This is a genomic window from Streptomyces sp. ACA25 (genome assembly GCF_028200735.1).
Classification (GTDB): Bacteria; Actinomycetota; Actinomycetes; order Streptomycetales; family Streptomycetaceae; genus Streptomyces.
On record NZ_JAQKPV010000007.1, the window covers coordinates 281,984 to 297,291 of the forward strand.

At 70.2% G+C, this 15,308-nt stretch carries 11 protein-coding genes; 6 read left to right on the forward strand and 5 right to left on the reverse strand.

Translation table 11 applies throughout. The features are described from left to right. Positions 1–6 precede the first annotated feature (6 nt). Positions 7–180 (forward strand): hypothetical protein, encoded by a 174-nt coding sequence (locus PJ985_RS13855; RefSeq protein ID WP_271684020.1) that lies wholly within the window; start codon positions 7–9, stop codon positions 178–180. Between the two features lie 90 nt (positions 181–270). Here PJ985_RS13855 and dnaE read toward each other — a convergent pair whose 3' ends face one another. Next, positions 271–3,807, reverse strand: coding sequence for a DNA polymerase III subunit alpha (gene dnaE / locus PJ985_RS13860; RefSeq protein ID WP_271684021.1), 3,537 nt, complete (start codon positions 3,805–3,807; stop codon positions 271–273). A 263-nt stretch (positions 3,808–4,070) separates the two neighbouring features. On the opposite strand from dnaE, the gene PJ985_RS13865 reads away from it, so the two are divergent. The 3 genes from PJ985_RS13865 to PJ985_RS13875 all read left to right on the forward strand — a co-directional run bounded on the left by PJ985_RS13865 (position 4,071) and on the right by PJ985_RS13875 (position 7,365). After that, entirely contained in the window at positions 4,071–4,742 is a 672-nt protein-coding gene (locus PJ985_RS13865) for a hypothetical protein (RefSeq protein ID WP_271684022.1), read from the forward strand. A gap of 43 nt (positions 4,743–4,785) precedes the next feature. After that, a complete protein-coding gene (locus tag PJ985_RS13870) occupies positions 4,786–5,634 on the forward strand; it encodes a thioredoxin domain-containing protein (protein WP_271684023.1) in 849 nt (282 codons plus the stop codon). Between the two features lie 153 nt (positions 5,635–5,787). Further along, on the forward strand, positions 5,788–7,365 hold the full coding sequence (locus PJ985_RS13875) for a serine/threonine-protein kinase (RefSeq protein ID WP_271684024.1): 1,578 nt from the start codon (positions 5,788–5,790) through the stop codon (positions 7,363–7,365). A 31-nt stretch (positions 7,366–7,396) separates the two neighbouring features. Here the strand turns inward: PJ985_RS13875 and PJ985_RS13880 are convergent, their stop codons facing one another. Continuing rightward, complete coding sequence (locus PJ985_RS13880; RefSeq protein ID WP_271684025.1) at positions 7,397–7,972, reverse strand: dienelactone hydrolase family protein; 576 nt, start codon at positions 7,970–7,972, stop codon at positions 7,397–7,399. 129 nt (positions 7,973–8,101) lie between these two features. On the opposite strand from PJ985_RS13880, the gene PJ985_RS13885 reads away from it, so the two are divergent. After that, complete coding sequence (locus tag PJ985_RS13885; protein ID WP_271684026.1) at positions 8,102–9,235, forward strand: mechanosensitive ion channel family protein; 1,134 nt, start codon at positions 8,102–8,104, stop codon at positions 9,233–9,235. A 50-nt stretch (positions 9,236–9,285) separates the two neighbouring features. Here PJ985_RS13885 and PJ985_RS13890 read toward each other — a convergent pair whose 3' ends face one another. From PJ985_RS13890 to PJ985_RS13900, 3 genes are all read right to left on the reverse strand, one after another. After that, positions 9,286–10,227 carry an RluA family pseudouridine synthase gene (locus tag PJ985_RS13890; RefSeq protein WP_271684027.1) on the reverse strand — a complete coding sequence of 314 codons (942 nt, stop codon included), beginning with the start codon at positions 10,225–10,227 and terminating at the stop codon, positions 9,286–9,288. Positions 10,228–10,294: 67 nt separating this feature from the next. Next, positions 10,295–10,852 carry a signal peptidase II gene (gene lspA / locus PJ985_RS13895; RefSeq protein WP_443033488.1) on the reverse strand — a complete coding sequence of 186 codons (558 nt, stop codon included), beginning with the start codon at positions 10,850–10,852 and terminating at the stop codon, positions 10,295–10,297. Between the two features lie 148 nt (positions 10,853–11,000). Continuing rightward, entirely contained in the window at positions 11,001–11,471 is a 471-nt protein-coding gene (locus tag PJ985_RS13900; protein ID WP_443033482.1) for a TraR/DksA family transcriptional regulator, read from the reverse strand. A 657-nt stretch (positions 11,472–12,128) separates the two neighbouring features. Here PJ985_RS13900 and ileS point away from each other — a divergent pair. Then, positions 12,129–15,284 (forward strand): isoleucine--tRNA ligase, encoded by a 3,156-nt coding sequence (gene ileS, locus PJ985_RS13905; RefSeq protein WP_271684029.1) that lies wholly within the window; start codon positions 12,129–12,131, stop codon positions 15,282–15,284. Positions 15,285–15,308 lie beyond the last annotated feature (24 nt).

Genomic DNA, 15,308 nt, shown 5'->3' on the forward strand with positions numbered 1-15,308 from the left:
GGCATCATGGGCAAAGCGAAGAATTCCCAACAGAAGGCGCAGAACGGCCGGGCCACCGCGGGGGAGCAGCCCGGACCGCAGGACGAGACAGCGACCAGCGCGCCGGACGGCCCGGACGGCCCGGCCTCGATGCCCCGGATGGCCCACAAGAAGCGGCAGAAGCGCTTCGGCCACAACTGACCGGGCCCCGGCAGCCCTCCCGCAGTGGACGCGCCGCCGCCGGGCGGGCCGGCAGGACCGGTCCGCCCGGCGGCGGGGCGTGCGGCGGTGTCAGCCGGCCAGGCAGGTGGGGCCCAGCAGAGCCTTGAGGTCGCCGAAGAGCGCCGGGTCGGGCTGCACCCGGTGCCGGTCCAGACGCAGCACCGTCGTGCTGCGCGCGCCCTGCAGCTTCACCCGGACCTCGGTGCTGCCGCGGTGCTGCCCGAGCACCTCGCCGAGCTGCTCCACCAGCGGCGGGGTGACCTTCACGGTCGGGATGACGATGGTCACCGGTGCGTTGGCCGAGGCCTCCGACAGGTCGGGCACCATCAGCTCCATGGCGACCAGCCGCGGTACGTCCTCCCGCTTGTCGAGCCTGCCCTTGACGAAGACCACGGCGTCCTCGACGAGCTGGGTGGAGACCAGCTGGTAGCTCGCGGGGAAGAACATGCAGTCCAGGGAGCCGGCCAGATCCTCGACCGTGGCGATCGCCCAGGCGTTGCCCTGCTTGGTCATCTTCCGCTGGAGCCCGGAGATGATGCCGCCGATGGTGACGACCGAGCCGTCTCCGTAGTCTCCCCCGGTGAGCTGGGAGATCGAGGCGTCGGACTTTTCGCTCAGCACGTGCTCGATACCGAACAGCGGGTGGTCCGACACGTACAGGCCGAGCATCTCCCGCTCCTGGGCGAGCAGATAGCTCTTGTCCCACTCCTCCTCCGTGAACTCGACGTCCATTCCGAAGCCGGGGCCGTCGTCCCCGGTGTCGTCACCGCCGCCGAACAGGTCGAACTGGCCCTCGGCCTCCTTGCGCTTGACCTGCACCACGTTGTCGATCATCGGCTCGAAGTGCGCGGTGAGCGCCTTGCGGGTGTGGCCGAGCTGGTCGAAGGCACCCGCCTTGATCAGCGACTCGACAGTGCGCTTGTTGCAGACCACCGCCTCGACCTTGTCGAGGAAGTCCGGGAACGAGCTGTACTTCCCCTTGGACTTGCGGCACCGGACGATCGAGTCGACGACGTTCTGCCCCACGTTGCGCACGGCCGTGAGGCCGAAGACGATCGTGTCGTCACCGCGCGGGGTGAAGTTCGCCTCGGACTCGTTGACGTCGGGCGGCAGCACCTTGATGCCCATCCGCCGGCACTCGTTGAGGTAGACGGCCGACTTGTCCTTGTCGTCGCGCACCGAGGTGAGCAGGGCCGACATGTACTCGGCCGGATAGTTGGCCTTGAGGTAGGCCGTCCAGTAGGTGATCAGGCCGTAGGCGGAGGAGTGCGCCTTGTTGAAGGCGTAGCCGGCGAACGGGACCAGCACGTCCCACACCGCCTTGACGGCCTCGTCGGAGTACCCCTTCTCCCGCATGCCCTGCTGGAAGGGGATGAACTCCTTGTCGAGTACTTCCTGCTTCTTCTTGCCCATCGCCCGGCGCAGCAGGTCGGCCTGGCCCAGCGTGTACCCGGCCAGCACCTGGGCGGCCTTCTGCACCTGCTCCTGGTACACGATGAGGCCGTGGGTGATGCCCAGCACCTCCCTGAGCGGCTCCTCCAGCTCCGGGTGGATCGGAGTGATCTCCTGCTGGCCGTTCTTCCTCAGCGCGTAGTTGATGTGCGAGTTCATGCCCATAGGGCCCGGCCGGTAGAGGGCCGAGACGGCGGAGATGTCCTCGAAGTTGTCGGGCTTCATCAGCCGCAGCAGCGACCGCATCGGACCGCCGTCGAACTGGAAGACGCCGAGGGTGTCGCCGCGGCACAGCAGTTCGTAGGTCGGCGGGTCGTCCAGCGGCAGGTCGAGCAGCTTGGTGTCGATGCCCTTGTTCTGCTTGATGGCCCGTTGCGCGTCATCCATGATCGTGAGGTTGCGCAGCCCCAGGAAGTCCATCTTCAGCAGGCCCAGGGCCTCGCAACTGGGGTAGTCCCACTGGGTGACGACCACGCCGTCGTTCTTCGGGGAGAAGACCGGTACGTGGTCGATCAGCGGCTCACTGGACATGATCACGCCCGCCGCGTGCACGCCCATCTGCCGCACCAGGCCCTCGATGCCCCGGGCGGCGTCGATGACCTTGGTGACGTCCGGCTCGTTCTCGTACATCGACCGGATCTCGCCTGCCTCGCTGTACCGCGGGTGGCTCTTGTCGGTGATGCCGGAGAGCGGGATGCCCTTCCCGAGGACATCCGCGGGCATCGCCTTGGTGATCCGGTCGCCGACGGCGTAGGGGTAGCCGAGAACCCGAGCCGAGTCCTTGATGGCGTTCTTGGCCTTGATGGTGCCGTAGGTGCCGATCATGGCGACCTTGTCGGCGCCGTACTTCTCGGTGACGTAGCGGATCACCTCGCCGCGCCTGCGCTCGTCGAAGTCGATGTCGACATCCGGCATGGAGACACGCTCGGGGTTGAGGAACCGCTCGAAGATCAGGCCGTGGTCGATCGGGTCGAGGTCGGTGATGCCCATGGCGTAGGCGACGATCGAGCCCGCCGCCGAGCCCCGGCCCGGTCCCACCGCGATGCCGTTCTCCTTGGCCCACATGATGAAGTCGGCGACCACCAGGAAGTAGCCGGGGAACCCCATCTCGATGATGATGCCCATTTCGTAGGCGGCCTGCCGCTGCCGGTCCTCGGGGACGCCGCCGGTGTAACGGCGCTCCATGCCCCTCCGGACCTCTTCCTGGAACCAGCTCACCTCGTCGTAGCCCTCGGGCACGTCGAACCGCGGCATCAGGTTGCGGGTCTCGAACATCCCGCTGGTGTCGATGCGCTCGGCGATCAGCAGCTGGGTGTTGCGGCAGCCCTCCTGCCAGGCGTCGGAGGAGTCGATCGCGTACATCTCCGCGGCCGACTTCAGGTAGTAGCCGGAGCCGTCGAACCGGAAGCGGTCGGGGTCGGAGAGATTGCTGCCGGTCTGGATGCACAGCAGGGTGTCGTGGGCGGAGGACTCGTGCTCGTAGGTGTAATGCGAGTCGTTGGTGACCACGAACGGCGCGCCGATCTTCCGCGCGACCTCCTCGAGCCCCGCTCTCGCGCGGCGGTCGATGTCGATGTCGTGGTCCATCAGTTCGACGAAGAAGTTCTCCTTGCCGAAGATGTCCTGGTACTCGCCGGCCGCCTTGACCGCCTCGTCCATCTGGCCGAGCCGGATCCGGGTGCTGACCTCCCCGGACGGGCAGCCGGTGGTGGCCATCAGGCCCTCGGCGTACTCCGCCAGGAGCTCCCGGTCCATCCGCGGCTTACGGAAGAAGCCCTCGAGGCTGGCGCGGGACTGGGCCCGGAAGAGGTTGTGCAGCCCGGCGCGGTTCCTGGCCCACATCGTCATGTGGGTGTAGGCGCCGTTACCGGAGACGTCGTCCCGCTTCTGGTGCGGCGCTCCCCACTTGACCGGACGGTTGTACCGCCGGGACTCCGGGGCCAGGTAGGCCTCGATCCCCATGATGGGGACGATGCCCGCGTCCTTCGCCTTGTGGAAGAAGTCGTACCCGCCGTGCAGGTTGCCGTGGTCGGTCATCGCGATGTGCGACATGCCCATTTCCTCGCACGCCTGGAACATGTCCTTCAATCGCGCCGCTCCGTCCAGCAGCGAGTACTGGGTGTGGACGTGCAGATGCGTGAAGGGTTTGCTCACCGGACGGGCCTTCCGACGGACATGATCAGGGGCGGCCGGCGCCACGGCCTGGAGGCACGAGCGGCACCGGATCCCCCGACCCTACCGCTGCCCGGGGGAATCTCCTCCCGCACCACGCGCACCACTGGCGAGTGGATTTCCGCAGGTCAGGAGTGGTACACGGGAGAAATGGCGAGGTCAGCGCAGGGTTCGGCCGGGTGACCTTCAGCGGCTTGCGGTTCCGGGGCTGTGCCCCGGCCACCCGGCGTGGCAGACTCGACTCGATGGGTATATCAGGAGCGGGTGTCCGGGTCGCGCGCGCGGCGGTCTTCACCGCGCTCTGCGTCGCCTTGTCCGCCGGCGCCCACGTCCTGCTCTCCGGAGAGCCCCTGCCGGTGCCGACCGTGGCCGCAGTCTCCGTCACGGTCTTCACGCTCGCCTACCTGCTGGCCGGCCGGGAACGGCGGTTCCGGCAGATCGCCGCCCTCCTGCTGCCCCTCCAGCTCGCGGCGGACACCGTCTTCACCACCGGACAGGCCGCCTGCTACGGCAGCTCCGGCAGCGCCCCGGTGAACGTTTCACCGCGGTTCGTGGGCATCGACCTGCTGTGTGCGGGCGGTGACTTCGGTACGCCGCTGGCCCGGTTCGCCGCCGGGGCCGATACCGCGATCCACCCGGCCGCCCCCTGGCTGCTGCTCGCCGTCCACCTGGTCATCGGGCTGGGGGCCGCCGGCTGGCTGCGCGGGGGTGAGGACGCTCTCGCCAGGCTGCTGCGGGCCGCCGTCGCCGCCACCTTCCGCCCGCTGCTGATCGCGGTGGCGGTCTGCACCACCGATGCCGCCGGGAACCCGGTCGCCACCCCGCCGGGAGACCTGCCCAGTCCTGCCCGGCCGCTCCCCCAGCTCGCCCACTCCGTCGTGCGGCGGGGGCCGCCGCGCCTGGTACTCGCTGCCTGAGCCGCATCCCCCCACCCCCGAACTCGACGGAGATCCCCTCATCATGAGCAAGCGCAACACCCAGGAAGCCAAGCGAGCCGCCCGCGAGCGGCTGCAGGCCGAGCGCAAGAAGCAGGCGAAGAGCGAAAAGATCCGCCGCCAGCTGGTGGTGGCCGTCTCGGCGATCGGTGTGCTGGTCCTTCTCGGCCTGGTTGTCGTGACCATCGCCAACATGGGCGGCAGCGACGACAGCACCGACTGGGACCAGGTCGCCACCCAGCTGGAGGAGGAGGACGCGGACTACGCCACCCCGGCCCACGCCTCCGGCGAGGACGGTCTCACCGTCCTCCTGGGCGACGAGGGCGCCGCGAACACCTTCACCTTCTACGAGGAGCCGCGCTGCCCGGCGTGCGCCTCCTTCGAGCGCAACGTCGGTGAGACCGTGAAGGAGGGCATCGAGAACGGTGACTTCAACGCGGAGTTCGTCTTCGGTGCCTTCTTCGACGAGGGCCAGACCGGAGGCACCGGCTCGAAGAACGCCGTCAGTGCCCTGGGGGCCGCGCTGAACGTCAGCCCGGAGGCGTTCCTCGGCTACGCGCAGGCCCTGTACTCCGAGGAGTTCCACACCAGCGGCAGCGGCAACCGGCCCGACGACTTCGGCAGCGACGACCGGCTGCTCGAGATCGGCCGGACCGTGGCCGCGCTGGAGGACGACTTCGCCACGTTCGAGGACGCCGTCAACGACAGCACCTTCGCCGCCTGGGCGATCCGGATGGACGAGAAGTTCAGCTCCTCCCCCGCTGACAGCACTCCCACGATCATGCTGAACGACGAGGTCATCCCGGCACCGCCCGGTGACGCCCCCTGGAACCCGGAGTACTTCCTGGCCCAGTTCGAGGAGAACAAGCAGTAACGAGGTCCAAGAGCCCCTGGACGACGTTCCCGGCGAGGGGGTGGACGGCCGCATCGCGCCGTCCACCCCCTCCGCCCGTTCCGGGACGGGCCGCCCCGCCCGGTGTCCGCGGAACCGGTGGCTGCCCGTGAGTAACGCGCCTATGGTGCTCCCATGGCTGGGGGAGCAAGAGGACAGATCATCGACGGCCGGTTCGAACTGCTGCAGCGGCTGGGCCAGGGTGGCATGGGGACGGTCTGGAGAGCCTGGGACGTGGCCCTGCACCGGGAGGTCGCCCTCAAGGAGGTCCGGCCGCAGGAGGAAGGCGACGACGAGGAGGACGCTCCGCGCCCCTCGAGCGCGCTCCGGGAACGGGTGCTGCGCGAGGCGCGTGCCCTGGCCCGGCTCAGCCACCCGAATGTGGTGACCATCCATCACATCATCGACATCGAGCCGTACCCCTGGCTGGTGATGGAGCTGGTGCCCGGAGCTCCCCTCCAGCGGCGGCTGAAGGACGGGCCGCTGCCCCTCGCGGAAGCGGTACGGCACGGCCGGGACGTGCTGGCGGCGCTGCGGGCCGCGCACGCGGCGGGAATCCATCACCGCGACGTGAAGCCGGCCAACGTGTTACTGCGCGAGGACGGCTCCGCGGTACTGACGGACTTCGGCATCGCCGCCATGGCCGGCTCGGCCCGGGTCACCGCCACCGGCAGCATCGTCGGGTCCCCCGAGTATCTCGCCCCCGAGCGGATCCGCGGCGCCCCCGACCACCCCTCCGCCGACCTGTGGTCCCTCGGCATGCTGCTGTACGTGCTGGTGGAGGGCTACAGCCCGCTGCGCCGGGGGACGACCCTGGCCACCCTGACGGCGGTGCTCGAGGAGCCCTTGCCCCCGCCGGTGCGCTCCGGCCCGCTGACTCCCGTGCTGCGAGCGCTGCTGGTGAGGGACCCGGTGGTGCGGCCGGACGCGGAACGGCTGGACGCCATGCTCGCCGAGGCCGGTGCGGAGGCACGGCGGGTGGCCGCCGGCCCGACCGTCTCGGTGGTGGCGGCGGTGCCGCCGCCACCGGACCGAAAGAGCCCTGCGCCCCCCGTCCCGCCGGCGGGTCCGGTCCGGCGTCCCGGGACCAGGGCGCTCGTCGCTGCCCTGGCCGGGGCGCTGTTGATGGTCGGTGGTGTGATCACCGGGCTGCTGCTGCTCTCGGGCGGTGCGGGGGACGACGAGGCGGTGGGGAGCGGGCCCGGTCAGGACCGCAGCGATCAGGAGCGGCCCGCCGAGCAGAACCCGGGGGAGGTGTCACAGCCGGAGCCCGACGAAGGGCTCACGGACGTGGAGGAACCGGTGGAGCCCGAGGAAACGGCGGCCCCCGGCGGCACTCCCGGTCCGGGCGCCGACCCCACCCCTGATCCGTCGGAGGAGCAGGTGGCGCGCGGGAGCTGGATCGCTCAGCTGTTCTCGGAGCCGGTCAGCAACGGCAGCGCCTCCCGCGATCAGCGGGTGGCCGCCGTCCGTGCCGAGGTACCGGAGGCTCAGGTGCTGCTGAGCGACGAATTCGCCTCGCTCAATCCCGGCTACTGGGTGATCTACGTCCCGGGCCCGTTCGCGGACGGCCGGGCCGCGGTGCGGTTCTGTGCGGACCGCGGCCGCACCTCCTCGAACGAGTGCGTCGGCCGCTACCTGAGCACGGACCTCGCCGACAAGGAGCTGATCTGCCACCCGCAGGGCGGCGGAAGCGGCCGCTGCGAGGAGTGACCGGCGAGCCGGTCACTCGCGGCCGGGCCGGTCAGCCGACCTCGTCGAGAAAGGCCAGAGCGGTCCGCCAGGTCTCCTGGGCTGCCTCGGCGTCGTGATCCGGGAGGTCCGGGTCGGTGAAGACGTGGCCGGCGCCCGGGTACCGGTAGACCTCCACGTCCGCCCCGGTCCGCTGCATCCGCAGATACCAGGTGTTCAGCCAGTCGTGCGGCTCGAACGGGTCGGGGTCGGCGACGTGCAGCTGCACCGGCAGGCCGTCGACCGCCGTGTCGGCGGCGAGGTCGGACGTTCCGTGCAGGAGCAGCAGACCCCGGGCATGGGTGTCGCCCAGGGCGAGGTTCTGGGCGAGGGAACCGCCCAGCGAGAACCCCGCGTACACCAGGCCGGACGAGGAGTGCGGGGCGGCAGCGGTGACCGCCCGGTGCAGCAGTTCGTCCCGGCCGATGCTGTCCTTGAGCGCCATGCCGTCCTCCACGGTCTCCGCGGTGCGGCCGTCGAAGAGGTCCGGAACCTCGACCCGGTGCCCGGCCTCCCGCATCAGGTCCGCGGCGGCGCGGACTGCGGGCCGCAGCCCGTGGACGGAGTGGAAAAGGATGACATGAGCCACAACTGACACGCCTTCCGGTGGTGAGCGGGGTGGGGTCTGCACGGCGCCCCATCCTGCCAGCTAGCCTGACGGAGGACTGCACCGCGCGGCACCGGCAGCGCTGCCCTGGAAGGGGGAACCGAAATTCCCATGGAGGACGTGTTGCGGCCCCTGATCGTCATCGGGGGCACGGTAACGATCACCCTGATCGCCGGCTGGCTGATCGACCGGGCTCTGCACGCGGCGGACCGGCGCCACCCGGAGAACCGGCTGCCGGGCCTGCTGCGCCGCTGTCAGCTGCCTCTGCAGGTGCTGATGGGGTCGGCGGCCGTGCAGGGCACCTACAGCGTTTCAGGGCTGGACACCCCGCAGGACGAGGTCATCCACAACGTGCTGGCCACGGTCACGATCGCCTCGGCCGCCTGGCTGGCGATCCGTGCGGCCGGTGCGCTCGCGGAGAACGCGCTGACCTCCTACGCGGCCCGGACCACCGACCTGGCGCGGGTGCGGCAGTTCCGCACCCAGCTGACGATGGTCAAGCGAGTGGTGACCAGCATGCTCGCCATCGTCGCGTCGGCGATGGCGATGCTGCTGGTCTTCCCGGAACTCCGGGCGCTGGGCACCTCCATGCTCGCCTCCGCCGGTGTGATCGGCATCATCGCGGGGGTCGCCGCCCAGCCGCTGCTGGGCAACCTCTTCGCCGGGCTGCAGATCGCCTTCGGTGACTCGGTGAAGATCGGTGACACCGTGGTGGTCGAGGGCGAATGGGGAACGGTCGAGGAGATCACCCTGGCCTTCCTGACCATCCGTATCTGGGACGACCGCCGGCTCACCATGCCGGTCTCCTACTTCAACAGCCAGCCCTACGAGAACTGGTCGCGCGGCGGCCACGAGGTGACCGGAACGGTCTTCTTCCACCTGGACCACGCCACTCCGATCCCGGAACTGCGCGCGCGGCTCCAGGAGTACCTGCTCGGCCGCGCGGACTGGGACGGGCGGTCCTGGAGCCTGGTCGTCACCGACACGACGCCGACCACCATCCAGGTGCGGGCCGCGATGTCGGCCCGGGACGCCGATGATGTCTGGACCCTGCGGTGCGCGGTCCGCGAGGAGCTCATCCGCTGGCTGCAACTCCACCACCCCTACGCGCTCCCCCGGGTGCCCACCGCCCCCGCCGCCCAGCTGCCCCGCCAGCAGGGTCAGCAGGGTCAGCAGGGTCAGGAGCAGAACTACCGGTCCGCCGGGCCGCCCGGCAGCCGGAAGGGCTCCCCGGCTGCCCGCTGAGCACCGGCACGCTGCCCGCCCTCGACGGACGGCCGCCACCGGCCCGAAGGTCAGGAGCTCTCGGCCCGCACGGTGTCCAGCGCGTGCTGCAGGTCCTCCGGATAGGCGCTGGCGAACTCTGCCCAGCTGCCGTCCGCGGGGTGCTCGAAGCCGAGCCGGACGGCGTGCAGCCACTGCCGGGTCAGTTTCAGCCGGGCGGCCAGTGTGGGATCGGCGCCGTAGGTCAGGTCGCCGACACAGGGGTGCCGGAGCGCGGTCATGTGCACCCGGATCTGGTGGGTGCGGCCGGTCTCCAGCTTGATGTCCAGCAGACTTGCCGCCCGGAACGCCTCGATCAGGTCGTAGTGCGTCACCGATGGCTTGCCCTCGGCGGTGACCGCCCACTTGTAGTCGTGATGCGGGTGCCGGCCGACGGGTGCGTCGACAGTGCCGCTCATCGGGTCCGGGTGCCCCTGCACCAGCGCGTGGTAGCGCTTGTCCACCGTCCGCTCCCGGAACTGCTGCTTGAGCAGGGTGTAGGCGCGCTCGGACTTGGCGACGACCATGAGCCCTGAGGTTCCGACGTCGAGCCGGTGCACGATCCCCTGCCGCTCGGCCGCGCCGGACGTGGCGATCGTGTATCCGGCGGCGGCGAGACCGCCGATGACGGTGGGGCCGGTCCAGCCGGGGCTGGGGTGCGCGGCCACGCCCACCGGCTTGCTGATGACGACGAGATCCGCGTCGTCATGAACGATGACCATGCCCTCGACAGGCTCGGCGACGATGCGGACCGGGGCGAGCGGCGCCGGCATCTCGACCTCGAGCCAGGAACCGCCGATGACCCGCTCGGACTTCCCCACCTCGGCGCCGTCCAGCCGGACCTTGCCCATGGCGGCGAGCTCGGCCGCCTTGGTGCGGGAGAAGCCGAGCATGCGGGCGATGGCCGCGTCCACCCGCTCCCCCTCCAGGCCGTCGGGTACGGGAAAGGTGCGCGTCTCGGGGAGGGTGCTCATCCGTCCGAGTATGCCCGACGCCGGGACCGCCGCCTCCCACGGACCCGGCAGCCCGGGAGGGAGCCGATCAGTCCTTGTGCACCGTGCCGTCCGGGTCCAGGCCGCGGAAGGACAGGAGCACGATCAGAATGCCGCCGCACACGATCGCGGTGTCCGCCAGGTTGAAGACCGCGAAGTACTTGGGAGCGATGAAGTCCACCACGGCGCCCTGGAACACTCCGGGCGCCCGGAAGATCCGGTCGGTGAGATTCCCGAGCGCGCCCCCCAGCAGCAGGCCGAGAGCCAGCGCCCAGGGCGTGCTGTAGAGCTTGCGGGCGATCCGGATGATCACAGCGATCACCACTGCCGCGATGACGGTGAAGACGACGGTGAGCGCCTCCCCCATGCCGAAGGCCGCACCGCTGTTGCGCACCGCCTCGAAGCGCAGCCACTCGCCGAACACCGGGACCGGAGCCCGGTGCTCGAGCCACTCCACGACCAGGATCTTGCTGATCAGGTCCAGCACATAGGCGATCGCCGCCACGGTGGCCAGTACGGCGATACGCCGCTTGCCCCGACCGGCCTCCGGCTCCACGGGCTCCTCCGCGGGGCCGTCCCGCCCGGGGCTCTCGGCAGATCCGGTCACCTCGCTGCCGACCTCGTCCGGTGTAGGAATAACGCGCTCCGCCTCTGTCACATGACGAGGGTACGACACCGTCCCGTGGCCGGCTGCCCGCACTGCCCCGTCGCTTTCGGTCAGCTCTGCCCCGGGCCGCTTGCCGGACGACCCGCGGTCACGGGCGACGTTCCTGCCGCTGCTTGCAGTCCACACAGAGCGTGGCCCTCGGGAACGCCTGCATCCGGGCCTTGCCGATCGGCTGTCCGCAGCTCTCGCAGGAGCCGTAGGTCCCGGCCTCCAGCCGCTGCTCGGCCCGCTCGGTCTGGTACAGCATCTCCCTCGCATTGGCCGCCAGCGCCATCTCGTGCTCCCGGGTGACGTTCTTGGTCCCGGTGTCGGCCTGGTCGTCCCCCGCTCCGTCCCCGGAGTCCCTCATGAGTCCGCTGATGGCCTCCTCCGAAGCCGTGATCTCGGCCCGCAGGCGCTCCGCGTCGCTCCGCAGCTCGGTACGCGCCTCTTCCACCTCCTCCGCGGTCCACGGGGCCTCGCCGGATCGGACGGGGAGCTCAGCGGGGTCGGCGGGGGTAACGGTGCGGGCCGAAGGCACCGCTGCCGCATCATCCGTCGGGGTCTCTTTGGCAGCCACCTTCTCGGCTCCTGTCTTCTCTGCGGGGGGTTTCCCCGCCTGGGACTTCGCCGCAGGCTTCTTCCGGGAAGCTTCCGTCCTCCCGTCATCGGCCTGCGTGCCTTCGGGCTGCCGGCCCCGCCCTCGGGCCGCGGCATCGTCGCCGCCCGGATCGGAGCCGGAGGCCGCCTTCCGCACGGCCGGCTTCCTCGCCACCATGGCCGTGCCCCCTTCACATAGTGTGATTTTGCTCGCGAATCGTGACCGGAACGATAAATCGACATCGAACCCGCGGCAACCGGGGCGCGCCGGTCTCTCTCCGTTGTGCCCCGCCCGGCCCCGGAGTAACCGGTCGCCCGCGGCTGCCGAAGGCCCTTACACTGGGCCGAGCGAAAGGCGATGACGGGACGAGTAGCGTCGTCAGCGGCCCACAGCGACCCGGGGACGGTGGAAGCCCGGGGGCGGGCGCGGCGCGAAGATCACCCCCGAGCCGCCGGAAGAAAGCTCCACCTGCACCGGAGCGAGTAGAACCGGCCGCGCTGTCCCAATGAGGGGGCGCAGGACCGTGCAGCGGCACGGCCCCACGCCAAGGAGGGTGGTACCGCGGGAGCTCCGCCGCTGGCGGCGGAGGTCTCGTCCCTCCGACGGAACTCACCTGTCCGCCGGAGGATGCTCCCGATGACCCCTGATCCGCAGTACCGACAGGTCCCCGCGCAGGTGGATCTGCCCGCCCTCGAGCACGAGGTGCTCGGGTTCTGGCGTGCCAACAAGATCTTTTCCCGCAGCCTCGAGCAGTCCGCAGGCCGTCCCGAGTGGGTCTTCTACGAAGGCCCCCCGACCGCGAACGGCATGCCCGGCACCCACCACATCGAAGCCCGCGTCTTCAAGGACGTCTTTCCCCGGTTCCGCACCATGCGTGGCCACCACGTGGCCCGCAAGGCCGGCTGGGACTGCCACGGGCTGCCCGTCGAGCTGGCGGTGGAGAAGGAACTCGGCTTCACCGGCAAGCAGGACATCGAGGCCTACGGCATCGAGGCGTTCAACGACAGGTGCCGCGAGTCGGTCACCCGCCACACGGACGCCTTCCGTGAGCTCACCACCCGCATGGGCTACTGGGTGGACATGGACGACAGCTACCGGACGATGGACCCCGAATACATCGAGTCCGTCTGGTGGTCCCTCAAGGAGATCTTCGGCAAGGGTCTGCTGGTCCAGGACCACCGGGTCGCCCCCTGGTGCCCACGCTGCGGCACCGGACTGTCCGATCACGAGCTGGCGCAGGGATACGAATCGGTGGTGGACCCCTCGGTCTACGTCCGGCTCCCGCTGACTTCCGGGCCGCTGGCCGGGGAGGCCGCCCTGCTGATCTGGACCACTACGCCCTGGACCCTGGTGTCGAACACCGCGGTCGCCGCCCACCCCGAGGTGACGTACACCGTCGCCACCGACGGGCACGAGAAGCTGGTCGTCGCCGAGGCGCTGCTGGAGAAGGCTCTGGGTGAGGGCTGGACCACCACCGGCCAGGTCTTCACGGGGGCCGAGATGGAGCGCTGGGCCTATCAGCGGCCTTTCGAGCTGGTGACCTTCGACGTCTCCGCACCGGGCGCGCACTTCGTACTGAACGCCGACTACGTCACCACCGAGGACGGCACCGGCCTGGTGCACCAGTCCCCCGCCTTCGGTGACGACGACCTGAAGACCTGCCGAGCTTACGGCCTGCCGGTGGTCAACCCGGTGCGCCCCGACGGCACCTTCGAGGAAGAGGTACCGCTGGTCGGCGGGCAGTTCTTCAAGAAGGCCGACGAGGTGCTCGTCACCGACCTGGAGAACCGCGGGCTGCTCTTCCGGCACCTCGCCTACGAGCACAGCTACCCGCACTGCTGGCGCTGCAAGACCCCGCTCCTCTACTACGCGCAGCCCTCCTGGTACATCCGCACCACCCAGATCAAGGACGCCCTGCTCCGGGAGAACGAGGCGACGCACTGGTACCCGGACTCGGTCAAACACGGCCGGTTCGGCGACTGGCTGGAGAACAACATCGACTGGGCGCTCTCCAGGAACCGCTACTGGGGCACTCCGCTGCCGATCTGGCGGTGCGCCGAGGACCACCGGACCTGCGTGGGCTCCCGCGCCGAGCTGAGCGAGCTGACAGGCACCGACCTGTCCGGGCTCGAGCCGCACCGCCCCTTCATCGACGCGGTGACGTTCGCCTGCCCTGCCGAAGGCTGCTCGCTCACCGCGGAGCGGGTGCCCGAGGTGATCGACGCCTGGTACGACTCCGGCTCGATGCCCTTCGCGCAGTGGGGCTACCCGCACCGCAACAAGGAGCTCTTCGAACAGCGCTACCCCGCCCAGTTCATCTCCGAGGGCATCGACCAGACCCGCGGCTGGTTCTACACGCTGATGGCGGTCGGCACCCTGCTGTTCGACAAGTCCGCGTACGAGAACGTGGTCTGCCTCGGCCACATCCTCGCCGAGGACGGCCGGAAGATGTCCAAGAGCCTGGGCAACATCCTGGAGCCGCTGCCGCTCATGGAGCAGCACGGCGCCGACGCGGTGCGCTGGTTCATGGCGGCCGGCGGGTCACCCTGGGCCGCCCGCCGAGTGGGCCACGGCACGATCCAGGAGGTCGTCCGCAAGACACTGCTGACCTACTGGAACACCGTGGCCTTCCAGGCCCTCTACGCCCGCACCGCCGGCTGGGCACCCGGGGCCTCCGACCCTGCTCCGGAACAGCGCCCGCTGCTGGACCGCTGGCTGCTGAGTGAGACCAACGCCTTGGTGGACATGGTCACCCGGGCCATGGAGGCCTACGACACCCAGCGGGCCGGCAAGCTGCTCTCCACGTTCGTGGACGACCTGTCGAACTGGTACGTGCGGCGCTCGCGCCGGAGGTTCTGGCAGGGCGACCCGGCCGCCCTGCGCACCCTGCACGACGTTCTCGAGACGGTGACCCGGATGATGGCCCCGCTGGTGCCGTTCATCACGGAGCGGGTCTGGCAGGACCTCGTCGTCCCCGTCTCCCCGGACGCTGCGGACTCGGTGCACCTGACCTCCTGGCCGCAGCCCGCCCCCGAGCTGGTCGACGCCGAACTCTCCCAGGACATGCTGCTGGTGCGGCGTCTGGTGGAGCTCGGCCGGGCCACCCGCGCCGAGTCCGGAGTGAAGACCCGCCAGCCGCTCTCCCGGGCTCTCGTCGCCGCCCAGGGCTTCGAGCTGCTCAGTGAGGAACTCCGGGAGCAGATCGCGGAAGAGCTGAACGTCGCCTCTCTCGCGGCACTCTCGGAGATCGGCGGCTCGCTGGCGGACACCAGCGCCAAGGCCAACTTCCGCGCGCTCGGGCAGCGCTTCGGCAAGGCGACCCAGCCGGTCGCCAGGGCCATCGCCGAGGCTGACGCGGCGGAGCTGTCCGCCGCGCTGCGCGCCGGCACCGCCGCTGTCGAGGTGGACGGCGAGCTCGTGGCGCTGTCCCCGGAGGAGGTCATCATCACCGAAACTCCCCGGGAGGGCTGGTCGGTGGCCTCCGACAGCGGCGCGACGGTCGCGCTGGACCTGGAGATCACCCCGGAACTGCGCCGCGCCGGCCTCGCCCGGGACGCGATCCGGCTGATCCAGGGAGCTCGCAAGAGCAGTGGACTGGATGTCGCCGACCGCATCACCGTGCGCTGGCAGACCCGTGACGGCGAGATGAGCCGGGCGCTGACCGACCACCAGGCACTGGTGTCCTCGGAGGTGCTGGCCTCCGACTTCGCCGAAGGGCAGGGCGACGAGAGCTACGGAGAGCCGTTCTCGGAGGAGACGCTCGGGCTGACGTTCCGGCTGCGCCGGGAGTGAGCCCTCCGGGGTCGGCACCACACC